This window comes from Pseudactinotalea terrae (genome assembly GCF_009733845.1).
GTDB lineage: Bacteria > Actinomycetota > Actinomycetes > Actinomycetales > Beutenbergiaceae > Pseudactinotalea > Pseudactinotalea terrae.
In genome coordinates, this window is record NZ_WNXZ01000001.1 from 197,393 (window position 1) to 219,493 (window position 22,101).

Annotated in this window: 19 protein-coding genes and 2 tRNA genes; 14 read left to right on the forward strand and 7 right to left on the reverse strand. The window is 70.7% G+C overall.

Going from position 1 to position 22,101, the window contains the following annotated elements:
* Positions 1 to 17 precede the first annotated feature (17 nt).
* Together GPA03_RS00945 and GPA03_RS00950 are read right to left on the reverse strand one after the other, a co-directional pair.
* Positions 18 to 3,164 carry an FtsX-like permease family protein gene (locus tag GPA03_RS00945; protein WP_156250138.1) on the reverse strand — a complete coding sequence of 1,049 codons (3,147 nt, stop codon included), beginning with the start codon at positions 3,162 to 3,164 and terminating at the stop codon, positions 18 to 20.
* Positions 3,165 to 3,254: 90 nt separating this feature from the next.
* Positions 3,255 to 4,523, reverse strand: a complete 1,269-nt coding sequence (locus GPA03_RS00950) for a heparan-alpha-glucosaminide N-acetyltransferase domain-containing protein (RefSeq protein ID WP_156250139.1) — start codon at positions 4,521 to 4,523, stop codon at positions 3,255 to 3,257.
* Between the two features lie 71 nt (positions 4,524 to 4,594).
* On the opposite strand from GPA03_RS00950, the gene GPA03_RS00955 reads away from it, so the two are divergent.
* The 8 genes from GPA03_RS00955 (at position 4,595) to GPA03_RS00990 (ending at position 9,848) form a co-directional block, all read left to right on the forward strand.
* Positions 4,595 to 4,978 carry an MmcQ/YjbR family DNA-binding protein gene (locus GPA03_RS00955; RefSeq protein WP_156250140.1) on the forward strand — a complete coding sequence of 128 codons (384 nt, stop codon included), beginning with the start codon at positions 4,595 to 4,597 and terminating at the stop codon, positions 4,976 to 4,978.
* Positions 4,979 to 4,987: 9 nt separating this feature from the next.
* A complete protein-coding gene (locus GPA03_RS00960; protein ID WP_156250141.1) occupies positions 4,988 to 5,782 on the forward strand; it encodes a methyltransferase domain-containing protein in 795 nt (264 codons plus the stop codon).
* A gap of 26 nt (positions 5,783 to 5,808) precedes the next feature.
* Positions 5,809 to 6,579: a fumarylacetoacetate hydrolase family protein gene (locus tag GPA03_RS00965; RefSeq protein WP_156250142.1), complete on the forward strand. Its 771-nt coding sequence runs from the start codon at positions 5,809 to 5,811 to the stop codon at positions 6,577 to 6,579.
* 25 nt (positions 6,580 to 6,604) lie between these two features.
* Positions 6,605 to 8,110 carry a glutamate--tRNA ligase gene (gene gltX / locus GPA03_RS00970; RefSeq protein ID WP_156250143.1) on the forward strand — a complete coding sequence of 502 codons (1,506 nt, stop codon included), beginning with the start codon at positions 6,605 to 6,607 and terminating at the stop codon, positions 8,108 to 8,110.
* On the forward strand, positions 8,110 to 8,775 hold the full coding sequence (locus GPA03_RS00975) for an MOSC domain-containing protein (protein ID WP_156250144.1): 666 nt from the start codon (positions 8,110 to 8,112) through the stop codon (positions 8,773 to 8,775). The genes gltX and GPA03_RS00975 overlap by 1 nt, the downstream gene beginning before the upstream one ends.
* Positions 8,772 to 9,542, forward strand: coding sequence for an HAD family hydrolase (locus GPA03_RS00980; RefSeq protein WP_156250145.1), 771 nt, complete (start codon positions 8,772 to 8,774; stop codon positions 9,540 to 9,542). The genes GPA03_RS00975 and GPA03_RS00980 overlap by 4 nt, the downstream gene beginning before the upstream one ends.
* Before the next feature lie 114 nt (positions 9,543 to 9,656).
* Positions 9,657 to 9,728: transfer RNA gene (locus tag GPA03_RS00985), tRNA-Gln, on the forward strand.
* A gap of 47 nt (positions 9,729 to 9,775) precedes the next feature.
* A tRNA-Glu gene (locus tag GPA03_RS00990) sits at positions 9,776 to 9,848 on the forward strand.
* A 49-nt stretch (positions 9,849 to 9,897) separates the two neighbouring features.
* On the opposite strand, the gene GPA03_RS00995 is transcribed toward GPA03_RS00990, so the two are convergent.
* Positions 9,898 to 10,473, reverse strand: a complete 576-nt coding sequence (locus tag GPA03_RS00995; protein WP_156250146.1) for a TetR/AcrR family transcriptional regulator — start codon at positions 10,471 to 10,473, stop codon at positions 9,898 to 9,900.
* A gap of 117 nt (positions 10,474 to 10,590) precedes the next feature.
* Between GPA03_RS00995 and GPA03_RS01000 the strand changes: the two genes are divergently transcribed.
* Positions 10,591 to 11,571 carry a CPBP family intramembrane glutamic endopeptidase gene (locus GPA03_RS01000; protein ID WP_156250147.1) on the forward strand — a complete coding sequence of 327 codons (981 nt, stop codon included), beginning with the start codon at positions 10,591 to 10,593 and terminating at the stop codon, positions 11,569 to 11,571.
* Here the strand turns inward: GPA03_RS01000 and GPA03_RS01005 are convergent.
* On the reverse strand, positions 11,516 to 12,367 hold the full coding sequence (locus GPA03_RS01005; protein ID WP_162458214.1) for a MerR family transcriptional regulator: 852 nt from the start codon (positions 12,365 to 12,367) through the stop codon (positions 11,516 to 11,518). The two genes, GPA03_RS01000 and GPA03_RS01005, sit on opposite strands and share 56 nt — an antisense overlap.
* A gap of 124 nt (positions 12,368 to 12,491) precedes the next feature.
* Entirely contained in the window at positions 12,492 to 13,214 is a 723-nt protein-coding gene (locus GPA03_RS01010) for an IclR family transcriptional regulator (RefSeq protein WP_156250149.1), read from the reverse strand.
* Positions 13,215 to 13,305: 91 nt separating this feature from the next.
* Between GPA03_RS01010 and leuC the strand changes: the two genes are divergently transcribed.
* From leuC to GPA03_RS01035, 5 genes are all read left to right on the forward strand, one after another.
* On the forward strand, positions 13,306 to 14,799 hold the full coding sequence (gene leuC, locus GPA03_RS01015) for a 3-isopropylmalate dehydratase large subunit (protein ID WP_156250150.1): 1,494 nt from the start codon (positions 13,306 to 13,308) through the stop codon (positions 14,797 to 14,799).
* 24 nt (positions 14,800 to 14,823) lie between these two features.
* Positions 14,824 to 15,480, forward strand: a complete 657-nt coding sequence (gene leuD, locus GPA03_RS01020; RefSeq protein WP_156250151.1) for a 3-isopropylmalate dehydratase small subunit — start codon at positions 14,824 to 14,826, stop codon at positions 15,478 to 15,480.
* Positions 15,481 to 15,610: 130 nt separating this feature from the next.
* The gene (gene murA, locus GPA03_RS01025; RefSeq protein WP_156250152.1) at positions 15,611 to 16,924 is read left to right on the forward strand and encodes a UDP-N-acetylglucosamine 1-carboxyvinyltransferase; all 1,314 of its coding nucleotides are present in this window, start codon (positions 15,611 to 15,613) and stop codon (positions 16,922 to 16,924) included.
* Between the two features lie 352 nt (positions 16,925 to 17,276).
* A complete protein-coding gene (locus GPA03_RS01030; protein ID WP_156250153.1) occupies positions 17,277 to 18,929 on the forward strand; it encodes an SPFH domain-containing protein in 1,653 nt (550 codons plus the stop codon).
* Positions 18,922 to 20,220, forward strand: a complete 1,299-nt coding sequence (locus GPA03_RS01035) for an SPFH domain-containing protein (protein ID WP_156250154.1) — start codon at positions 18,922 to 18,924, stop codon at positions 20,218 to 20,220. The genes GPA03_RS01030 and GPA03_RS01035 overlap by 8 nt, the downstream gene beginning before the upstream one ends.
* Here GPA03_RS01035 and GPA03_RS01040 read toward each other — a convergent pair.
* Both GPA03_RS01040 and GPA03_RS01045 read right to left on the reverse strand, forming a co-directional pair.
* Complete coding sequence (locus tag GPA03_RS01040) at positions 20,194 to 21,207, reverse strand: mannonate dehydratase (protein ID WP_156250155.1); 1,014 nt, start codon at positions 21,205 to 21,207, stop codon at positions 20,194 to 20,196. The two genes, GPA03_RS01035 and GPA03_RS01040, sit on opposite strands and share 27 nt — an antisense overlap.
* Positions 21,204 to 22,079, reverse strand: coding sequence for an SMP-30/gluconolactonase/LRE family protein (locus GPA03_RS01045; RefSeq protein ID WP_206673423.1), 876 nt, complete (start codon positions 22,077 to 22,079; stop codon positions 21,204 to 21,206). The genes GPA03_RS01040 and GPA03_RS01045 overlap by 4 nt, the downstream gene beginning before the upstream one ends.
* Positions 22,080 to 22,101: the final 22 nt, after the last annotated feature.

Below are 22,101 nucleotides of genomic sequence, written 5' to 3' on the forward strand. Positions count from 1 at the left end.
AGAACGTCGTGGGGTGTTCATCGGATCTCCTCCCGCCAGGTGGTGTCACGGGCCTGGCTGCGGACGCGGGCGCCGTACCAGAGCGCGACAGCCGCGACCACGAGCGCGATCACCGCGACCATCGCGATGCCCGGCGGCCAGTCGAAGGTCAGTCCCAGCGGCACCGCCGGGGAGACCTGCGGAGCGGTCGAGCGGATCAGCGGGACCATGATCAGCAGGCTCAGCAGCCACCCGGCGAGCAGACCCGCGAGCAGCGCCCCGATCTCGAGCCCGAGCAGCTCACGGCTGCGCGAACGGCCCTGCTGGGCGGCACCCACACCGACCGCTCGCAGCACCACGACCTCACCGCGGCGCGAGGCGGCCTGCGTCATCGCGACGGCCACCATCGCCGGGAGCGCGAGCAGCAGCGCACACACCGCCGCCACCCAGTAGACGATCCGAGCCGGCGCCGCCACGGTGTCGGTGATGCCCTCGCCCGCAGCCACGATCGTCGTCTGCGGGGGCAGATCGACGCGCAGGGCTCCGGCGAGCGCCGACGGTGCTCGATCGCCGCCGTCGACCCAGACCTGGCTGATCGCGGGGACGTCGGTCGAGGTCCGCAGCAGGATGTTCTGGAGCGTTCCGAGATCGGCGAGGACGGCGGCGGCCTCCGGGTTGCCCGGAACCACGGGCATCGCGGCGACCTGCTCGACCCGCACCGGGATCGTGCCGACCACCAGGTCGGAGCCGTCGGGTCGGATCTGGTCGGACCAGCCAGGGGTGGTCGCGACCGGCAGCACCAGGCCCGACTCGGAGACCGGCATGAAGCGTTGCGTGGTGGTCGGCACCAGCTGGTCGTACGGGCCGGTCACATCGCCGGTGAACGTGCCGGTGAAAGCCATGGTGGCCTCGGACTCGAACGGCGCGGCATCGCGCGGAGCCGGGAGCACGGCCGGGTCCCAGGTCAGCTCGTTGCCGGTGAGCACCTCGGTCCCGCCGGCCGAGACCGCGTCGACGGCCACGTGCCAGGTCGTGGGTGAGTAGCTCGCCTCCATGCGCGTGTCGACGGCGATCAGGCGCCACTGCCCGGGCGGCAGGGACACCTCGAGCACCTCCGAGACCGGCCGGCCGCGGTCGGGGTTCTCGATGGTGACCCACTCGTCCGTGTCCGGGTTCCACCCCTGCCGGTCGCCGGCAGCCACGCGGAACGATCCGAGGGTCAGGTTGATCAGCTCCGATCCTTGGGCCAGCCAGGCCTGGAGCTCGACCCCCCGGGAGGGGTGGCCGAGCTCGGGATGATCGGCGGAGACGGTGACGTCGAACGTGAGGGACTCGGCGCCGTCGGGCAGCTCGATGCCTGGGAGCGGATCCGATCCCGGGGTGAGCAACGGCACCACCGGGTCGAGCAACGTGCCAGGAGCGGACGAGACGCCGATGTCGGACATGGGCAGCGCGGTGATCTGCCCGACGGTCTCGTCCATCCGCACCGCGCCCTGGAGCACACCGGTCGCGCTCGCACCCGGGCCGGCGGCGGCGGCCACCTCGGCGACGCCGGCGGGATGGCTCAGGACGATGCCACCGACGGTCTCGACCCGCACGTCGGCACCGACCGAGACCTGCGCCGAGGCGGTACGCAGCGCGTTCCAGGTCCCGGCGTAGCCGCTCGCGATCGTCGCGATCGCCGCGGCCAGCACCACGAGCACCACGGGGACGGCGTTGACCGTGATCCTGCGGGATGACTGGCGCAGCTCGGTCACCGGGGAGAAGCCGTTGCGCCTGGCCGCCACCGCGGTGAGCGCGCGGCTCGCAGGACCGGCGAGGGCGACGGTCGCGAGCGCGACGGCGATCAGGGCCAGTGCAGGCGCACCGACGGCGACCACGTCGATCGCTCGGGTGCCAGGCACCAGCGGCGAGCCGTTGCGGATGAACCGCCACAGCGAGAACCCGGCGAACGCGGCCACCAGCACCAGCGCGCTGCCCGCGAGGGCGGTGGTGGCACGACCGCTCTCGCCCTCGGGATGCAGCCCGGTCAGAGCGGCGCGCGTGACGGCCGCGACCATCACGCCGAGCACACCGACCACGACCGCGCCGGTCACCGCGACCGTGGAGCCGAGCGAGAAGCCGGAGCGATCCCAGAAGCCGATGACGGTGGCCGCGCCGCCGAGCAGTGCCCCGCACGCGACCGCCACGCCCTCCAGGGCTCCGATGCCGATCAGCTGCCGGGGCGAGGCGCCACGGGAGAGGAGCACGAGGGTCTCGCGCTCGCGGATCGCGGCGAGCAACCTCGTGATCTGCCAGAGCGCCACCAGCGAGACCAGCGCCACCACGAGCAGCGGGATCGCGCTGGATGCCCGCACCGAGGCGAGGCCGTCGCGGGCATCGAGGAGAGTGGTGGCGAGCGACCCTGTGCTGGTGACACCGCGGATGGTCAGATCCGCGTCGTCGAGCGCCCCGGTGATCCGGGGAAGGCCGCGGAGCCAGCCGTCGAGCGCCTGCGGGCTCAGCTCGCTGCCGGGCGTGATCGTCCAGCGGACGAACGGTGCGAGCGCCAGCGGCTCGACGGTGTCCATGCCGACCACCCACGGGCCGTAGGTGTCGATCTCCAGCGGGTCCGCGCCGGTCCGCAGCATCAGGTCGCCGGCCCAGTGCGTGTCCTCGGCGTCGTGAGGTTCCCAGATGCCGACGACGGTCAGGTCCGTCCGTGCGTCCTCGGCGGTGACCCCGACGACGTCGCCCACCTCGATCCCCAGGGTCTGGGCGGCGCCGGCGTGCAACGCGGTCTCGTCAGCCCCGGTCGGCCACGTGCCCGCCAGGATGGTGGCGTGGTCGGCGATCCGATCGTCCACCAGGAGCGTCGCCCGTTCGGTGCGGTCGACGATCGGCATCGGAGGCGTCCGGATCGAGGACCAGGTCGTCGCCCCCTCGGGCAGCAGGTCGTCGATGACCTGGTCGGCTCCCGAGCGTTGAGCCTCCGGGTCGTCGGCGAGGCGCGTCTGCACCTGGAGCACCCGCGCCGCAGGTGGCGACGCGGAGATCGCGTCCCGGACCCCCGCCGTCGAGGACACCTCGAGGAACGCCAGCGTGCCCGCCAGCGCGAGCACCACGAGCGCCGCCATGGCGGTGAGCAGCGCGACCAGCCCGGTGCGGGCGCGCGAACGGCGCCACGCGTACCCGCCTGTGCGCACTCCGTTGCCTCCGAATCCCCCTGCTGCAGGCGCAACGGTAACCGAGATCACACCCGGCGTCGCGGAGCCGTGGCCGTGCCGCGCCCGAGATCAGCGAGGCGGCGTCTGCTGCGGCTGGCCCCACTGCTGCGGCGCCTGACCCTGGGGCGGCGGCCACTGCTGGTGCTGCGGAGGCCAGGGCTGCTGAGCCTGCGGCTGGCTGCCCTGCTGCGGGTGCTGCTGCCACGGCCCGTGCCCCGGGGAGGGCGGCGGCTGCTGCTGACGCGGACGGATCATGCGATGCAGCAACCGCTCCAGCGGTCCCTGGCCGAGCGTGAGCTGCCAGATGGTCGCGAACACCAGCGACGCGAGGGTGAGCCAGATCAGCGGCCAGTTGGACTCAGGGTTGTAGACCGCCTCGCGTCCGAGGACGGCGATGTAGACGATGTGCGCGGAGTAGACGGTCAAGGACATCGCGCCCATCGCCGAGACCGGCGTGAGGATGACGCGCATCGGCGGGACCGACGTCGTCAGCAGCAGGCACAGACCGAGCACCGCGACGGCGAACCCGACGTTGCCCAGCATCTCGAACGTGGTGTTGGAGTGCGGCTCGATCGTCACGAGATCCTGGACCAGCCCGCCGGTGCTCCGCTCGAGCGCGAGGCCCGGCAGGTAGCCGGCCGCGGCCACCAACGCACCGCCGACCAGCAGGCCCAGCGCCGTGGTCCACCGGCGCAGCGGCATCCGGCCCACGGCGAGGCCGACCAGGATGTAGAGGACCCAGGACAGCGCGGGGTAGTAGCCGGACCACAGGTCCGCGACCACCGGGATGATCAGCGCGACGCCACCGGTGTCGGTATAGGCATAGACGTCGGGCGAGGTCCCTCCGAGCACGGCGTGACGGGACAGCAGCACGAGGCTGGGCATCACGACGGCGACGGCGGCGGACCAGGCGAGCAACGCCGTCGGACCCATCCTCAGGAAGGGGATCGCGAGCACGAACAGCAGTGCGTACGCGCCCAGGATCACCGCGACCGGCGTCCCCATCGCCGTGAGCGCCCAGCCGAGCACCATGAGGATCGCCGAACGCTTGAGCAGGCGGCTGCGCTGGACCGCGTACTCGGCCTCGTCGCCGTTCGCGTAGGCGCGCTTGGTCATGAACGCCAGCCCTGTGCCCGCGAGGGTGGCGAAGAGTGCGGAGGGGCGCCCGTCGGCGAGCCAGAACCAGCCGGTCGTCGAGAAGAACTCGGTGCTGCGCTCCAGGCCGAGGTGCGCGATGAACATCCCGATGATGGCGAGGCCACGCGCGACGTCGACGCCGACGATCCGCGCCTTCTTCTGCTTCGGCGCGCTCACGGCGGGCGCGGTCATGGTGGCCATGGCGCACAGGCTAACGATCGCGGCGCCCCCGGCGCCCGCGCGCACGAGGGGAGAAGTGCCTAGGGTGAGGCATGGCCGACTGGGACGACGTCGTGCGGGTGGCGAAGGCGCTCGCGGGTGCGGAGCCGAGCACCACGTGGGGCAACCCCTGCTGGAAGGTGCGCGGAAAGAGCTTCGCCTGGCAGCGACCGCTCACGAAGAAGGACCGGGCGGATCTGGGCGACGCCGCACCTGATGGCCAGGTCCTCGCCGTCCGCGTCGAGGACCTGGGGGAGAAGGAGGCGATCCTGGCCACTCCCGGGCCGTGGTTCACCACGCCTCACTTCGACGGCTACCCAGCGGTGCTCGTAGACCTGGACGAGGCGACGCCCGAGCAGGTGCACGAGCTCGTGCTCGACGCCTGGCGTGCGATGGCACCCGCCGACCAGCCGGCGGGCGGCCGGTTCGAGGACTAGCGTGAGGTCATGAGCGGCAACTATGTGCACGGGCACCACCCGAGCGTGCTTCGCTCGCACACCTGGCGGACCGCTGAGAACTCGGCCGGGTACCTGCTGCCGCACCTGCGCCCCGGCATGGACGTGCTGGACGTCGGCTGCGGTCCGGGCACCATCACGGCCGACCTCGCGACCCGCGTTCCCGGCGGCCGTGTGGTGGGGATCGACACCTCCGACGAGGTGCTGGACAAGGCCGCTGACCTGGCGGTCGCGCAAGGTGTCGAGAACGTGGAGCTCGAGAAGGCCGACGTGATGGCGCTGCCGTACTCGGCCGGCGCCTTCGACGTGGTCCACGCCCACCAGGTGCTCCAGCACCTCCAGGACCCGGTCGGTGCGGTGCGTGAGATGCGGCGCGTGCTGCGCCCGGGCGGGATCCTCGCCGTCCGCGACGCCGACTACGGCGGCATGCGCTGGTTCCCCGACAGCGACGGCCTCGAGCGCTGGCGCGACCTGTACCTGACGCTCACCAGCCACCACTACCCGGACGCCGGGCGTCGGCTCAGCTCGTGGGTGCAGGAGGCCGGCTTCACCGATACCACCGCCACCGCCGGGACCTGGTGCTTCAGCGAGCCCGAGGACCGTGACTGGTGGTCGCACACCTGGGCGGAGCGCGTGCAGCACTCCTCCTACGCACGGCACGCCCTCGACGGCGGCCACGCCACCCAGGAGCAGCTCGCCGAGCTGGCCCAGGCCTGGAACGACTGGGCCGCGCACGACGACGCGTGGTTCGTGGTCGTCCACGGCGAGGTCCTCGCCCGCCGCTGAGCCCGCGCGCCGATACGCTCGGGCCCATGCGCATCGCACGGTTCACGACCGGGGAAGACCCTCGCTACGCCGTCGTCGAGGAGGGCAGCGACGATCTTGTCGTGCTGTCCGGCGACCCGCTCTACGGTCAGCTGGAGCCCACCGGGCAGCGGGTACCGCTGGAGGGAGCCAGGCTGCTGGCGCCGATCATCCCGCGGAGCAAGGTGGTGGGGATCGGTCGCAACTACGCCGAGCACGCCGCCGAGCTCGGCAACGAGGTCCCGCCGGAACCGATCGTCTTCCTCAAGCCGAACACCTCCGTGGTCGGCCCCGACGACCCGGTGGTGCCGCCCGCCTACACGAGCCACGTGGAGCACGAGGCCGAGCTCGCCGTCGTGATCTCGCGGATCTGCAAGGACGTGCCGGTCGAGCGCGCCAAGGACGTGATCCTGGGCTACACGGCCGCGAACGACATGACGGCGCGGGACGTGCAGCGCTCCGACACCACCTGGACCCGCGGCAAGGCGTGGGACTCCTCCTGCCCGCTCGGCCCCTACCTCGTGCTGGACCTCGACGTGAGCGACCTGCGGATCCGGTGCTGGGTCGATGGCGAGCTGCGCCAGGACGGCTCGACGGCGCAGATGATCACCTCCGTGCCGGAGCTGATCTCGTACGTGTCGGGCATCTTCACGCTGCTCCCCGGTGACGTGATCCTCACCGGTACCCCCGCGGGCGTCGGGCGGGTCGAGCCCGGACAACGGGTCAAGGTCGAGATCGAGGGCATCGGCGAGCTCTCGAACCCGGTGATGAAGCGCTGAGGTCCGCGAACTACGCTGGGGGACCGTGACCCATGCCTCGACCTCCGCTGCCTCTGCTGTTCGTGTCCGGTTCTGCCCCTCACCCACGGGCACCCCGCACGTCGGACTGATCCGCACCGCGCTGTTCAACTGGGCGTACGCCCGCCATGTGGGCGGCACGTTCGTGTTCCGGATCGAGGACACCGACGCCGCGCGTGACAGCGAGGAGTCCTACGCCCAGCTCCTCGACGCACTGCGCTGGCTCGGGCTGGACTGGGACGAGGGCGTCGAGGTCGGCGGCCCGCACGAGCCGTACCGGCAGAGCCAGCGGATGGACCTGTACGCCGAGGTGGCGCACAAGCTCCTCGAGGCGGGGCACGCGTACGAGTCCTTCTCCACGCCCGAGGAGATCGAGGCGCGCCATCGCGCCGCGGGTCGCGACCCCAAGCTCGGGTACGACGGCTTCGACCGCGACCTCACCGACGAGCAGAAGGCCGCCTTCCGCGCCGAGGGCCGCGAGCCGGTGCTACGGGTCCGGATGCCCTCGGAGGACATCACGTTCACCGACCTGGTGCGCGGGGAGATCACGTTCAAGGCGGGCTCGGTCCCGGACTTCGTGATCGTTCGTGCGAACGGGGCGCCGCTGTACACCCTGGTCAACCCGGTCGACGATGCGCTGATGGGCATCACGCACGTGCTGCGTGGCGAGGACCTGCTGTCCTCGACCCCGCGCCAGATCGCGCTCTACCGGGCGCTGCTCGAGATCGGTGTGGCCGAGGTGATGCCGCAGTTCGGGCACCTGCCGACCGTCACGGGGGAGGGCAACAAGAAGCTGTCGAAGCGGGCCCCGGAGTCCAACCTCTTCCTGCATCGCGAACGCGGCTTCATCCCCGAGGGGCTGCTCAACTACCTGGCGCTGCTCGGGTGGTCGATCTCGCCCGACAACGACATCTTCGGCCGCGAGGAGATGGTGCAGGCGTTCGACATCTCCGACGTCAACCCGAACCCGGCGCGCTTCGACCTGAAGAAGGCCGAGGCGATCAACGCTGCGCACCTGCGGTTGCTGACGGCCGCGGACTTCGCCGGCCGGTTGGTGCCCTACCTGAAGGATGCCGGGCTCGTGGCGGCGGACACCTTGGACGGTCTCGCGCCCGAGCACCAGGAGTTGCTGAGCGCTGCTGCGCCGCTCGTGCAGGAGCGGATGACGTTGCTGGGCGAGGCGCCCGGGATGCTCGGCTTCTTGTTCGTCGCCGACGACGCCGTGGTGGTCGAGGACGAGGCCCGCAGCGCGCTCCGCGACGAGGCGCCCCAGGTTCTCGACGCGGCGATCGAGGTCCTCGACGGGCTGCAGGACTTCTCACCCGAGGCGCAGCAGGAGGCGCTCAAGGCCGCGCTTGTCGAGGGACTGGGCATCAAGGCGCGGTTCGCGTTCGCGCCGCTCCGCACGGCCGTGACCGGGCGCCGGGTGTCGCCGCCGCTGTTCGAGTCGATGGAGATCCTCGGCAAGGACTCCTCGCTCGCGCGCCTGCGCGCGCTGCGCGCGTCGCTCTGATGTCCGACGACGCAGCTCGGGTGGTGGCGGTCAGCCGCCTCTTCGAGGTGCGCGAGACCGATCGGCCGGGGTATCTGACGGCGATCGACAAGCGCCCGGTGCCGGGACCGGTGGTGGTGGGTGAGCTCGGCGTCGAGGGCGACCAACAGGTCGATCACATCAACCACGGCGGTCCGGACAAGGCCGTGTACGCCTACGCGGCCGAGGATCTTGCACGGTGGGCGGAGCAGCTGGGCCGCGAGCTCGGGCCGGGGATGTTCGGCGAGAACCTGACCACGGCCGGCGTCGACGTCACTGGAGCGGTCATCGGCGAGCGGTGGGCGGTCGGCGACGGCGGCCTGCTGCTCGAGGTCACGATGCCGCGCACGCCCTGCTACAAGTTCGCGCACAAGATGGGCGAGCCACGGTGGATCAAGAGGTTCAACGCCGAGGGCAGGCCCGGTGCGTACCTGCGGGTGCTGCAGCCGGGCCCGGTTGCGGCGGGAGACCGGATCGAGGTCGGCGACCGGCCGGCGCACGGTGTCACGATCGGGCAGACGTTCCTCGATCCGCAACCCGAGATGATGGCGGCGCTGCGGCAGGCCGAGGCCGCCGGCGACGTGCGGCTGGCGCCGCCGCTGCGCGAACGGATCCAGTACCTGCTGGAGAAGGCTGAGAGCGAGTGAGTGCTCCGACGATCCGCGGCGTCCTGTTCGACGTCGACGACACGCTCGTCGACACCGCCTCGGCGTTCTCGGCGGCACTGACCGCTGCGATGGCGGGGCTGGCGCCGCTGTCCGACGAGGATGCCGAACGCGTGCTCGCGACCTGGCGCGCCGACGCCGGCGGCCACTACCGCGCGTTCGTGGCCGGCGAGCTCACGATCGTGCAGCAGCGGCGCAACCGGGTGGACGAGCTGACCCAGCTGCTGGGCCTCGCCACCCTGGATGACGACGCCTTCCGGGTGTGGGACACCGACTACCAGGAGCGCTTCGCAGCTGCCTGGGCGCTCTTCGACGACGCCCGGGCCTGCGTGGAGCAGGCCGTCGACGCCGGGCTCGCGATCGGTGTCGTGACCAACGCGCCCGGCGAGATGCAACGGGCGAAGATCGCCGCCGTCGGGCTCTCCGACCTGCTGACGCACCTCGTCGCCGTCGACACGTTCGGTGTGGGCAAGCCGGACAGGACGATCTTCCACGAGGGCTGCCGGCTGCTGGGCACCGTACCCGAGGAGACCATCTACGTGGGGGACGAGCTCGACGTGGATGCGGGGGGCGCCGTCGAGGCGGGGCTGGCGGGTGTCTGGCTCGACCGCCCGGGTCGCCGCCGAGGCGGCCCGCACGCGGTCACCGAGGAGCGGCTGGCCACGGCCCGAGCGGCCGGGGTCGAGGTCGTGACGTCCCTCACGGAGCTGCCGGAGCTGTGGCAGGAGCGGGTCGACACGGGGGAGTGACGTTGCTCACGTCGCACGATTTCAGTGCGGGGCGATGCTCGGGTATCGTTGCCTGCCGGTACGACCTACAGGGTTGGCGCGTTCGCACGCATCATCTCCGGGGTCATACCCCCATGGGGTATGGTGTAATTGGCAGCACGGCTGATTCTGGTTCAGTTAGTCTAGGTTCGAGTCCTGGTACCCCAGCGGTCAGCAGCGCCCTGCACGTCAGGTATGCTTGTCCACCGTTGCCCGGCCCCGTCGTCTAGTGGCCTAGGACGCCGCCCTCTCAAGGCGGTAGCGCCGGTTCGAATCCGGTCGGGGCTACACAAGAAGGCCCCCGCTCAGCGAGCGGGGGCCTTCGTCGTCGTCGGACTCACGCGAGCACGGCGCCGACGGCGATCTCGAGCGCCCGTCTCTCGGCCGCCAGCGATGGCTCTCCGCGGGGCATGGCGCGGTCCAGCGCGAGGCCGTTGACGACGGTGAGCAGGAACGCTGCATCGTCGGTGTGCTCGGACCTGGCGAGCGAACCCTCGTGCGCAAGGACGTTCAGCCAGTGCTCGATGCGCCCTCGTACGGCTCGCTCGGACGCCGCGAACGCCGCACGTACGTCCTCGGTGGGCTCAGGTGCGAGGAACGTCTCGTAGGCGACGGCCCAGCTCGCCCGGGCGTCGGTGCCCACCCCTATCGGCGCCAGCAGCTGCTGCAGGCAGCGTACGAGCCGCTCCTGCGCCGGCAGCGACGTGTCGTGGATCGGGTCGCCCGGCGTCAGATCCGCGTAGAACTTCTCGAGCACGGCCTCCTGGAGATCGCGCTGAGTGGGGAAGTGGAACCGGAGCGAGCCGGTGCTCACGCCCGCGCGTGCGGCGACCGCTCGGACGCTCAACCGCGCCGTGATGTCGTCCGCCAACATCTCGGCCGCCGCCTGCAGCACCTTCTCCCGCGACCCCATCGAGCCCTCCGTCTCGTCTCTGGAATAACTAGCACAGTGTGCTAGTTGGCGCCACTATCACAGTGTGTTAGTAGCTCAGAGCGCGGCGCTTCGCGCTCACGACATCAGGAGAGGAACATGACGACGACGACTCGGGCCACCAGGGGTGTGCCCGTACCGCACGGTGTGGAGTATCACCGAGTACTGGTGGGGGAGAAGCGGCGAGTCGGCCGCGGCATCCTCGCGATCGCGCTGCTGCTCGCCGGCCTGTTCGGCTCCGGCGCCGTGCTCTACGAGGTGGGTGTGTGGATCGACGGTCTCATCCGCCCGGACGGCGACGTGGGCCCGGGACTCACTCCCGTGACCCAGACGCTGAGCTTGCTGTCGGTGGCGCTCATGATCCCGTGGAGCATGCTCATCCAGCGCTGGCTCTATGGCGTGCGAGGCGCCAGCTTGCACTCGGTGATCTCCTCGTTCCGGTTCGACCTGTTCGGGCGGGTGCTGCTCATCCTCGTTCCGCTGTTCTTCATCGCCACTGCGATCCACGAGTACTCCAGGCCGTTCGGCACCGTGCACTGGTCGCCCACCGACGTGATCGGCGTCCTCCTCGCCAGCGTTCTGCTGGTACCCCTGCAGGCCACCGGCGAGGAGTACGGCTTCCGTGGACTGGTGTTCCGGGTCGCCGCGAGCTGGGGTCGCGGTCGCGTCACCTCTCTCCTGCTGGGCATCGGCGTCTCGACGGCGGTGTTCTCCGTCATCCACTTCGCGAGCGACCCGTGGTGGAACGTCTTCTACGTCGCGGTCTCGACCGTGACGGCCTATGTCACCTGGCGCACGGGCGGGATCGAGATCGCCGCGATCATTCACTCGGCCATCAACCTCTCCACGTTCATGTTCTGGATTGCCCTCAACGCCGACCTGGCCGAGCGCTTCGACCGGTCGCCCGGTGGGGTCACACCCGGCCTGATGATCCCGGTGCTGGTGATCCTGCTCGGCGTCACCGTCGTGGTCTGGTTCCGGACCCGACGCACCGGCCCGGTCCTGACGCCGTCGGGACCGTCCGCTACCGGGAGCGACGGTCGCACTCCCGTCGAGGTGTCCGGGGCGTCGGCAGTGTGACGTTGCCCGCGCCGGCCACGGGTGCCTGCAGCGTCACCGTGCTCGGGGTGACCAGCACGCGATAGCGGCTGCCGGTCACGAGCCCGTGCGGCTCGAGCGCGGCGTCGAGAGCGCGCCAGGCGTCCGCCTCGTCGGTGAGGGCGCCGTCGTAGGTGATCGAGGCACCCTCCGGCTCCGCGGCGAGCACGGTGGGGACCAGACCGGCGGGCGGTTCGCCGTCGGGTATCTCGATCCCGACGGCGACCGTGATCGGGCCGTTGCCGGGCGCCGCCTCGTAGGTGCGGACGACCGAGCCGTCCCACGGGCGGCCGGCAGCCGCCATCCGGGTGCGGACCTGGGCGCTGAGATCGACGACGGCGTGGCCGATCTCGCTCTCGTCCCGCACGCTCGTGCTGAGCTGGGCGAGACGCGTGGGCGGGAGCGGGTGGAGCTGGAGCGTGCGGATGGTCATCTGGAGTCCCTCTTCGATGGATCGCAGACGTCGCTGCACCTCACCGAGCGCCACCCGGTCGGCTTCGATCCGCCTCGCCAGCTCGTCTTCCCGAGTCCGCAGGGACTCAAGAAGACGCGGCGTGGTCAAGGTCGGGTCGAGCAGGTCGCGGATCTCCTCCAGCCCGAAACCGAGCGAGCGCAGCGCCGCGATGGCGTGCACCCGGCCGGCCTGGGCGTCCGTGTACCGGCGGTAGCCCGAGACCGGGTCGATCGCCGCGGGGCTCAGCAGCCCCTCGGCCTCCCAGTGCCGCAGCATCCGCCGGGAGGTCCCGGTGCGGTGAGCGATGTCTCCGATGGTCAACATGGCAAGACCCACTCCAGCCCCTCCCATGGTGTCAAGGTCAACCCTCGCCCCGACCCTCGCCAGCCGGGCCTGGTCGTCGATCACCTCGAATCGCGACACCGGAGCGCCGGGGGCGGGGAGAGGGTCAGCCCTCTTCGGCCTTCTTGAGGACGTCGGAGAGGCGGTTGGCGGCGGCGACGACGGAGGCCGCGTGGAGGCGGCCGGGCTGCCGGCTCATCCGCTCGACCGGGCCGGAGACCGAGACCGCAGCGATCACCCGACCGCTCGGGCCGCGCACCGGCGCGCTGACCGAGGCGACGCCGAGCTCGCGCTCGCTCACGCTCTGCGCCCATCCCCGGCGGCGGACGCCGGAGAGGATGGTCGCGGTGAACTTCGCGCCCTGCAGGCCCCGGTGGAGCCGGTCGGGCTCCTCCCAGGCCAGCAGGATCTGAGCGGCGGAGCCGGCGAGCATCGTGAGGGTCGCGCCCACCGGGATCGAGTCCCGCAGGCCCATCTGCTTCTCCGCGGCGGCCACGCAGATGCGCTGGTCGCCCTGGCGGCGGTAGAGCTGGGCGCTCTCGCCGGTGTGGTCACGCAGCGCGCCGAGCACGGGGCCCGCTGCAGCGAGGAGGCGGTCCTCGCCCGCAGCGGCAGCGAGCTCGCCGAGGCGTGGTCCGAGCACGAATCGACCCTGCATGTCGCGCGAGACGAGACGGTGATGCTCCAGCGCGACGGCGAGACGGTGCGCCGTCGGGCGTGCAAGGTGGGTCGATGCGACGAGCTGGGCGAGCGTCGCCGGACCGGCCTCGAGGGCGCTGAGTACGGTCGCAGCCTTGTCCAGGACGCCGACTCCGCTAGAGTTGTCCATACCCCGATATTGCCGTCTCGGAGGATGAGACGCAAGTCCAGACCGGGAAGAACCCTCGGACACTGGACGAGACGAAAGGTGTGTGGCGATCATGGCCGGGACGCTGGCAGAGAAGGTATGGGCTGAGCATGTCGTGCGTCGAGGCGACGCCGGAGCTCCGGATCTCCTCTTCATCGACCTTCATCTCGTGCACGAGGTGACCAGTCCGCAGGCCTTCGAGGGCCTCCGACTCGCTGGCAGGAAGGTCCGCCGTCCCGACCTCACGATCGCGACGGAGGACCACAACACCCCCACGCTCGACATCGACCTGCCGATCGCCGATCTCACCTCGCGCACGCAGATCGACACGCTGCGGAACAACGCCGCGGAGTTCGGGGTGCGGATCCACTCGCTCGGTGACGCCGACCAGGGGATCGTGCACCAGGTCGGTCCGCAGCTCGGGCTGACGCAGCCAGGCATGACCGTGGTGTGCGGCGACTCGCACACCTCGACGCACGGCGCCTTCGGCGCGCTCGCGTTCGGCATCGGCACCTCCGAGGTCGAGCACGTGCTCGCGACCCAGACATTGCCGCTGGCGCCGTTCAAGACGATGGCGATCAACGTCGAGGGCGAGCTGCCGCCCGGCACCACCAGCAAGGACATCATCCTGGCGATCATCGCCAAGATCGGCACCGGTGGCGGCCAGGGCTACGTGCTCGAGTACCGCGGCGAGGCGATCCGCGCGCTGTCGATGGAAGCGCGCATGACGATCTGCAACATGTCGATCGAGGCCGGCGCACGGGCCGGCATGATCGCGCCGGACGAGACCACGTTCGAGTACCTCCAGGGCCGTCCGCACGCTCCCGAGGGTGCCGACTGGGAAGCGGCGGTGGCGCACTGGCGCACGCTGCGCACCGATGACGACGCCGCGTTCGACGTCGAGATCGAGCTGCGCGCGAGCGACCTGGAGCCGTTCGTGACCTGGGGCACCAACCCTGGTCAGGGGCTGCCGATCTCGGCGAGCGTGCCGGTGCCCGAGGAGATCGCGGAGGAGAACGACCGCATCGCCGCCGAGCGTGCGATCGAGTACATGGGCCTGATTCCCGGCCAGCCGCTGCGGGAGATCACCGTCGACACCGTGTTCATCGGGTCCTGCACCAACGGGCGCATCGAGGACCTGCGCTCGGTGGCCAAGGTCTTCAAGGACCGGCGCAAGAACGAGAACGTCCGCGTGCTCGTGGTGCCGGCCTCGGCCCGTGTGCGCCTGCAGGCCGAGGCGGAGGGGCTCGATCAGATCTTCCTCGACTTCGGTGCCGAGTGGCGCAACGCCGGGTGCTCGATGTGCCTGGGCATGAACCCCGACCAGCTGCAGCCCGGCGAGCGGGCGGCCTCGACGTCGAACCGCAACTTCGAGGGTCGGCAGGGCAAGGGTGGGCGCACCCACCTGGTCTCGCCGCTGGTGGCCGCGGCCACCGCGATCCGTGGAACCCTGTCGTCCGTCGCCGACCTGGCCGCCGATGACCCGACGTTCGCCGCGCTCGACGTGGCCGAGCTCGACGGGTCGCCGCTGGTTCCGCTGGACCCTCGGGTCCCCATGCAGGTCTGACGCGCAGGGCTAGGAGGAGTCGTCATGGAGAAGTTCACCACCCACACCGGTATCGGCGTCCCGCTGCGTCGCAGCAACGTCGACACCGACCAGATCATCCCAGCCGTGTACCTCAAGCGGGTCACGCGCACCGGCTTCGAGGACGCGCTGTTCGCGGCGTGGCGAGGCAACCCGGACTTCGTGCTCAACCAGGATGCCTACCGCGCCGGCTCCGTGCTGGTCGCCGGCCCCGACTTCGGCACGGGCTCCTCACGAGAGCACGCTGTCTGGGCGCTCAAGGACTACGGCTTCCGGGTGGTGCTGTCCACCAGGTTCGCCGACATCTTCCGCGGCAACTCCGGCAAGCAGGGGCTGCTCGCGGCCCAGCTCAGCCAGGAGGACATCGAGCTGATCTGGAAGGTGCTCGAGCAGGAGCCCGGCACCGAGATCACGGTCGACCTCGAGGCACGTACCGTCACCTGCAGCGACGTCGTGGCCCAGTTCCAGGTCGACGACTACACCCGCTGGCGTCTGATGGAGGGCTTCGACGACATCGGGCTCACGCTCGCGCACGAGGAGGACATCTCGGCGTTCGAGAAGAGTCGTCCGAGCTACAAGCCGACCACGCTGCCCGCCAAGCACCTGCCGACCGCGCCGATCAAGGCCGCGCGGCCGATCGCGCTCCCGATCCAGCCCGTCTGATCGGCCGGCCGGCCAGCCGGTCCGGTGGCGCTCCCGGGCGCGGTGTGGCGCGCCGGGGAGGCGCGGGGAGCGCGACGTACGCTGTCCGGGCCCGTGCACACGGCGGGTGCGACGACGAACGGATGATGCGATGAGCGCGCTGCAGGTGCACGGCGGGACGCCGCTGATCGGTGAGATCACGGTGCGCGGCGCCAAGAACTTCGTCTCGAAGGCGATGGTCGCGGCGGTGCTCGGCGAGAGTCCCAGCGAGCTGCGCAACGTGCCGCAGATCAAGGACGTGCAGGTCGTCGCGGACATCCTGAGGCTGCACGGGGTCGACGTCGGGTGGGACCCCGAGGCCGGCGTCGTCACCATGGACCCGCACCGCGTCGAGACCGCGCTCATGACCGAGGTCAACGCGCACGCGGGCTCCTCGCGCATCCCGATCCTGCTGTGCGGTCCGCTCGTGCACCGGCTCGGCGAGGCGTTCATCCCCGACCTGGGCGGCTGCCACATCGGCGACCGCCCGATCGACTACCACCTGAGCATCCTGCGTGAGTTCGGCGCCAAGGTGGACAAGCTCGACTCGGGTATCAGCATCACCGCACCGCGCGGGCTCACCGGCACGCAGGTCGAGCTGCCGTACCCCAGCGTCGGCGCGACCGAGCAGCTGCTGCTCACCGCCGTCCGCGCCCACGGCAAGACCGAGCTGCGCAACGCGGCCATCGAGCCCGAGATCATGAGCCTGATCGCGGTGCTGCAGCGCATGGGCGCGATCATCTCGGTGGATCCCGGCCGCGTCATCCGCGTCGAGGGTGTCGAGCGACTGACGGGCTACACCTTCACCGCGCTCCCGGATCGGATCGAAGCGGCGTCATGGGCGTCGGCTGCGCTCGCCACCCGCGGTGACATCTACGTCCGCGGTGCGAGCCAGGCCGACATGGTCACGTTCCTCAACGTCTACCGCAAGGTCGGCGGCGCCTTCGAGATCGACGACGACGGGATCCGGTTCCGGCACCCCGGCACCGAGCTGAAGGCGATCGCGCTCGAGACCGACGTGCACCCCGGCTTCATGACCGACTGGCAGCAGCCGCTGGTCGTCGCGCTCACCCAGGCGGCCGGCCTGTCGATCGTGCACGAGACGGTGTACGAGAACCGGTTCGGCTTCACCGAGGCGCTCCGTGAGATGGGCGCGACGATCCAGGTGTACCGCGAGTGCCTGGGTGGTGCCTCGTGCCGCTTCGGGCAGAAGAACTTCTTCCACTCGGCGATCATCTCCGGGCCGACGCCGTTGCGCGCCGCCGACATCGTGGTCCCTGACCTGCGCGGCGGTTTCAGCCACCTCATCGCGGCGCTCGCCGCGGAAGGCATCTCGAACGTCCAGGGGATCGAGCTGATCAACCGTGGCTACGAGAACTTCGAGGGCAAGCTCGAGGCGCTCGGCGCGAAGGTCGAGCCGGGCTAGCGGGGCCAAGCCGCCAGCCCTCGCGTTGCGGATGCGACCTCAACGGCACGAGAGTCAACGCGGGGTGTGTGGCCGCGTTGCGGACGTGACCACGACTCCACGAGAAGCAACGCGGCCGCGACCGTCGGGCCGCCCGCGTTGCGGACGTGAGCACGACGGCACTTGAGTCAACGCGGGGGTGCGTGGCCGCGTTGCGGATGTGACCACGACTGCATGGGAATCAACGCGGGGTTCCCGCAACCTGCTGCCACGGGCACCTGTGCCCCTGCCGGGGCGCCCGCCGAGGGAGGGTCCTGTGACAGGATCGAAGGGCCGGGGGCGCGTCGCTGCCGGTAGGCAGGGAGAGTGATCGATGAGCCAGCTGGCTGACGCCGCGCGCAGGATCGCGCAGAATCCCGACGTGAGGTCCGCCGTCGGCAGCGCCGTGGACTCGGTGGCCGGTGGCGGCTCTGGTCTGGGCCGAGCTGCCCAGGCGGCGCAGTCGTTCGGGCTGAACCCGAACGACTTCCCGGGCGCCCGTGCCGAGGGCAGCTCCGCGGGCACCAGGATCGCCGCCGAGACCTGTGCGATCGACGAGGCGAACGAGATCCTCTCCCGCAGCCACTACGAGATGGGGCCCTCCGGCCCGGTGCATGTGATCACGCCGATGGTGATGCCGAAGACGCGGCGCATCCGGGGCCTGCTGCCGGTGATCCTGGCGCTTGTCATCGGCGTCGTCGGCTATGTCGTGCTGCTGCCGTTCGACCTGTCGAGCGCGGTGTTCGGCCCGCACTACTGGGCGCTGGTCGTGCTGACCGCGGCCTACCGCTACTGGCGGCAGGGCATGGTGATGGTCCCCGAGGGGTGCACGGCGCTGATCTCCCGGTTCGGGAAGGTCGAGGCCGAGGTTGGCCCGGGGCTCGTGACGCTGCTGAACCCCTGGAAGCGCGTCTCCTACATCGTCAACACCACCCGTGAGTACCCGTTCAACGCGCCGATCCGGCAGGCGCCCACGAAGTCGGGCGTGCAGGCGAGCGTCGACCTGTTCCTCCAGTTCAAGATCACCAACGCGCGCGAGTTCGTGTTCGTGCTCGGAGCGGTGCAGGGCTTCCAGGACAAGCTGAACAACGCGATCTCGGAGACCACCCGCTCGCTGATCTACGAGCAGGAGGCGTCGGGCATCTACGACCTGGTCGGCGAGAGCACCTCGCGGCTGCTGGAGCAGCTCAACGCGCAGTTCCAGCCGGCGGTGCAGCTGACCACGGCGAACATCACGCACGCCGAGCCCGCCAGCCAGGAGTACCGGATGGACCTGGCCGCACCCGAGATGGTGCGGGTGGCCAAGGAGGCCTACACGTACGAGTACGAGCTGCAGCTGCGCAAGGAGCAGAACGAGGGCGACCTGAACAAGGATCTCGCCTCGCTCAACGAGACGCTCTCGGCGATCCAGGCCGACATCGCGCGCTACCAGGCGCAGATGGACACCGCGCTCGAGCGGGAGACCAACCGTGCCGACGCGCTCGCACGGCAGCGGTTCGTGGAGTCGGAGTCGACCGCCAAGGCCAACGCGGCGCTGCTCGAGGCGCAGGCGCTCGACATCCGCGCGATGAGCGCCGCGCTCGCCCCCGAGATCCTCGACTACACCTACCAGCAGGACGTGCTCACCAAGCTGGAGTCGCTCTCGGGCTCGCTCCCGCAGATCGTGCGGGTCGGTGGCGACGGCGACGGCGTCGACTACCTGGCGATCGCCCGCGGCCTGGTCGGTGGTGCCGAGCAGAAGCTGTTCTCGGCCGACGACATGGAAGCCATCACCTCCCGGCACGAGGAGATCGCGGCTCGTGTCGCGGACCGCGAGGACCGGATCGAGGAGCTGTTGAAGCCACCGGAGGAGACACAGGTGGAGATCGTCACCTCACACGAGCAGGACGAGGTCCCCGGGGCGGACCGGGTCGAGGAGATCCGACGATCGGTGGCGATGGACACGGCTGCGGTGGCCGACGAGACAGGGGAGGCCAGCGATGTCTGAGCAGATCTCGGTGCGCGAGGTCCGGGGAGCCCGGATGAGCTCGATCAAGGAGTCGCTGGCGAGCTGGAACGATGTCGCGGCGCTGCTGCGCGGCGGCGACGACGGCGCGCTGGTGCCCGTCGTCATCCCGCGCGACAGCCGCGGCACCAGGTGGCTCGTGCCGATCTGGCTCGGCGTATGGGCGCTCGCGAGCGCGGTGCTGTTGATGCTGGACGAGCGCGGGGCGCTCGGCACCCTGGCCCTGGTGGCGGGGATCGTGCTGGTGCTGCTCGCTGCGCTGTGGTGGTGGCGCTCCTCGATCGTGGAGATCGAGGAGGGCACGATCGGTGTGCTCACGAAGTTCGGTGCGATCTCCGGCCCTGGGCTCTCGCCCGGCCGGCACTACCTGTGGCACCCCTGGAAGCGGGTCGCGTACGTGGTCGACGTGACCACGGAGATCCCGTACTCGGCGCCCGTGCTGTCCTCCCCGACCCACGAGAACGTGCCGCTGAAGTCGATCGAGTTCTTCCTGCGGTTCCGCATCCTCGACGCGATCAGGTTCGTGCAGACGATCGGTGCCGGCAACTTCGACCTCGTGCTGTCGAACTCGGTGCAGGATGCGATCCGGCAGCGGTCGCGCCAGGTCCGCACCGAGCGCGCCTACGACCTGCGCGGCTCCGACGTGAAGGACATGCAGGACCTGCTCAACCGGCAGCTGACGCCCTACGGCGTGCAGATCATCGGTTGCAACATCCCCGACGTGCAGCTGCCGGAGGAGTACCGCGAGCACCTGGCCACGCGGGAGCGGGTCGCCAAGGAGCTGTCCGCGTACGAGAAGGAGTGGGAGCTCGCGCGCAAGCGCCGGGTCGACACGCTGCTGATGGAGATCGAGCGGAGCAAGAAGGTTCGCGACGCCAAGATCGTCGAGGTCAACGCCGCGCTGAACAAGGCACGCCAGGACGTCGCACAGATGCTCGAGGAGCGCGAGACCGAGGCGCAGAAGATCCGCTACGAGATCGAGACCGGCGCGCGCACCAACCTGGTGGCCGCGCAGGGTGAGGCGAAGGCTCGCGAGCAGCTCGCCACCGCGTACAAGGACAACCGCGCGGTGCTCGGTTACGAGCTTGCCCGACGGCGACTCGACGTGGGTGCGCTGCTCGCCGAGGCTGCCCCGCGCCCTGTCATCGTCAAGACCGATCCGGCCGGGAGCGGCGGCGCCGACTCCTCGGCGCTCTCGACCCTGCTGCTGGCGCAGCTGCTGCCGCAGCTCGGGCGTGGCGAGGGCTCAGCGCCCGTAGTGGACCTGTCGTAGCGCCTTGACGTAGCCGAGGGCGAACAGCCTGCCCAGGGTCGCGTACCCGGGGCGGGCGTTGTCCTCGCCCTCGAGGGTGGGTACATGATCGGGCCGTAGCGGTCCGTCGAACCCGATCTCGGCGTATGCCTCGACGCACGCCGACAGGTCGGTCTGGCCGTCGTCGTGGAAGGTCTCCACGAAGTCGTCCGGGGTGCCCACGACGTCACGGAGGTGCACGAACGCGATGGCGTCCCGGGCGCCGAGCTCACGGATCACCGCTGGCAGGTCGTCGGTCATCAGCGCGAAGTTCCCCTGGCACAGGGTGGCCGCGTTGGCTGGGGAGGGATGCAGGTCGAGGACCCGGCGATAGGCCTCGACCGACCGGATGATGCGCGGCACGCCGCGGCTGGAGGAGCGCGGCGGGTCGTCCGGGTGCAGCGCGAGCCGCACCCCGGCCTGCTCCGCCTCGGGGACCACGGCGTCGAGGAAGTAGGCGAGCCCGTCCCACAGCTGCTCCTCGGTGATGCTGCCCGGCTCGACGACGGGCGGCAGCGCCAGATCACCCTCGCGCGTGTAGCCGGTCGAGAGGGCGCCCCCGCGGATCCGCACCGCCACGTCCGTGCGTGCCCAGCTGGTGACCGCCATCCAGTTGTAGCAGAGGACGGGGACACCGAGCCGGCCCATGGCGCGGATCTGCTCGATCACGTGCTCGATCTGCTCGTCACGCCCGGGCAGGCCCAGTCGGACCGCGTCCATCGGCGCGGTGTCCTCGATCGCCGCCATCGTCAGCCCGTGGTCGGCGAGCCGCTGCTGCTGCGCGCTGATCGCGGCCTCGCCCCACGGGTGCTCCTCCGACCGCGGCGTGGGCACGGCCCCCGCTGCCCGGAGCCATCGCAGCTCCTGCTCGGCACCGTCGAGCAGCACGACCGCCTCGTCGACGCCGCACTGCTTGACCAGCTTCCACAGCGGGTCGGGGCGGCTCTGGAGCAGCTCGGTGAGCCTCACCCTGCGTACCGTCCCGCGGGCAGGCCGGCCACGCCGGGCCGGCACCGGAACAGGCTGCCCAGGTGCGAGTCAGGCCCGAGCTCCCCGGGGTCGTCGAGCTGGTGGCCGGTGGTGACGTAGAGGTCGCGGAGATCGGGACCGCCGAAGGCGCAGGACGTCGGATTGGCGACCGGCACCGGCAGGCGCACGTCGAGCTCGCCGTCGGGCCGGTAGCGGCGGACCTCACCACCTGCGTACATGGCGACCCAGAGGCAGCCCTCGGCGTCGACGGTCATGCCGTCCGGCATCTCCGACTCGGCGAAGTCGACCAGCACGCGCGCGCTGCTGAGCTCGCCCGTCGCACCGTCGAAGTCGTAGGCCGACAGGATGCCCGGGATCGTGTCGATGACGTACATCGTCGAGCTGTCGGGACTCCAGCCGAGACCGTTCGACAAGGTCATCCCGGTGACGGCGGCGGTGGCGGTGCCGTCGGTGTCGAGCCGCCACAGCGTCGACCGGCCCGGCGTGAAGTCGTAGGCGTTGGTGCCGGCCCAGAACCTCCCGAAGGCGTCGCACTTGCCATCGTTGGCGCGATGGGTGGGTCCCAGCCCGAGATCGACCAGCTGCTCCAGCTCGCCCGACGCCGACAGCGTGGCGAAGCCGCTCTCGATCGCCAGCACGTAGCCGCCGGACTCGCGCACGGCGGCGGCACCGACCGGGGCCCCGACGTCCAGCTGGGTGTCCGAGCCATCGGCTGGGTCGAAGCGGTGCACCTCACCCCGGATCAGGTTGACCCAGACCAGCTGCTGAGCCACCTCGTCCCAGACCGGGCCCTCACCCAGGTGCGATCTGGAGTCGAGCACCAGCTCGAACTCGACGTCTGCCTCGACCACGATCCCTCGCATCCACTTGGAG

What these genes read in the sequence shown, in the direction of transcription:
- GPA03_RS00950 (WP_156250139.1), bottom strand. Translation starts at nt 4,523, where the DNA reads ATGGCCACCATGACCGCGCCCGCCGTGAGCGCGCCGAAGCAGAAGAAG.
- GPA03_RS00955 (WP_156250140.1), top strand. Translation starts at nt 4,595, where the DNA reads ATGGCCGACTGGGACGACGTCGTGCGGGTGGCGAAGGCGCTCGCGGGT.
- GPA03_RS00960 (WP_156250141.1), top strand. Translation starts at nt 4,988, where the DNA reads ATGAGCGGCAACTATGTGCACGGGCACCACCCGAGCGTGCTTCGCTCG.
- GPA03_RS00965 (WP_156250142.1), top strand. Translation starts at nt 5,809, where the DNA reads ATGCGCATCGCACGGTTCACGACCGGGGAAGACCCTCGCTACGCCGTC.
- GPA03_RS00975 (WP_156250144.1), top strand. Translation starts at nt 8,110, where the DNA reads ATGTCCGACGACGCAGCTCGGGTGGTGGCGGTCAGCCGCCTCTTCGAG.
- GPA03_RS00995 (WP_156250146.1), bottom strand. Translation starts at nt 10,473, where the DNA reads ATGGGGTCGCGGGAGAAGGTGCTGCAGGCGGCGGCCGAGATGTTGGCG.
- GPA03_RS01000 (WP_156250147.1), top strand. Translation starts at nt 10,591, where the DNA reads ATGACGACGACGACTCGGGCCACCAGGGGTGTGCCCGTACCGCACGGT.
- GPA03_RS01005 (WP_162458214.1), bottom strand. Translation starts at nt 12,367, where the DNA reads ATGTTGACCATCGGAGACATCGCTCACCGCACCGGGACCTCCCGGCGG.
- GPA03_RS01010 (WP_156250149.1), bottom strand. Translation starts at nt 13,214, where the DNA reads ATGGACAACTCTAGCGGAGTCGGCGTCCTGGACAAGGCTGCGACCGTA.
- leuC (WP_156250150.1), top strand. Translation starts at nt 13,306, where the DNA reads ATGGCCGGGACGCTGGCAGAGAAGGTATGGGCTGAGCATGTCGTGCGT.
- leuD (WP_156250151.1), top strand. Translation starts at nt 14,824, where the DNA reads ATGGAGAAGTTCACCACCCACACCGGTATCGGCGTCCCGCTGCGTCGC.
- murA (WP_156250152.1), top strand. Translation starts at nt 15,611, where the DNA reads ATGAGCGCGCTGCAGGTGCACGGCGGGACGCCGCTGATCGGTGAGATC.
- GPA03_RS01030 (WP_156250153.1), top strand. Translation starts at nt 17,277, where the DNA reads ATGAGCCAGCTGGCTGACGCCGCGCGCAGGATCGCGCAGAATCCCGAC.
- GPA03_RS01035 (WP_156250154.1), top strand. Translation starts at nt 18,922, where the DNA reads ATGTCTGAGCAGATCTCGGTGCGCGAGGTCCGGGGAGCCCGGATGAGC.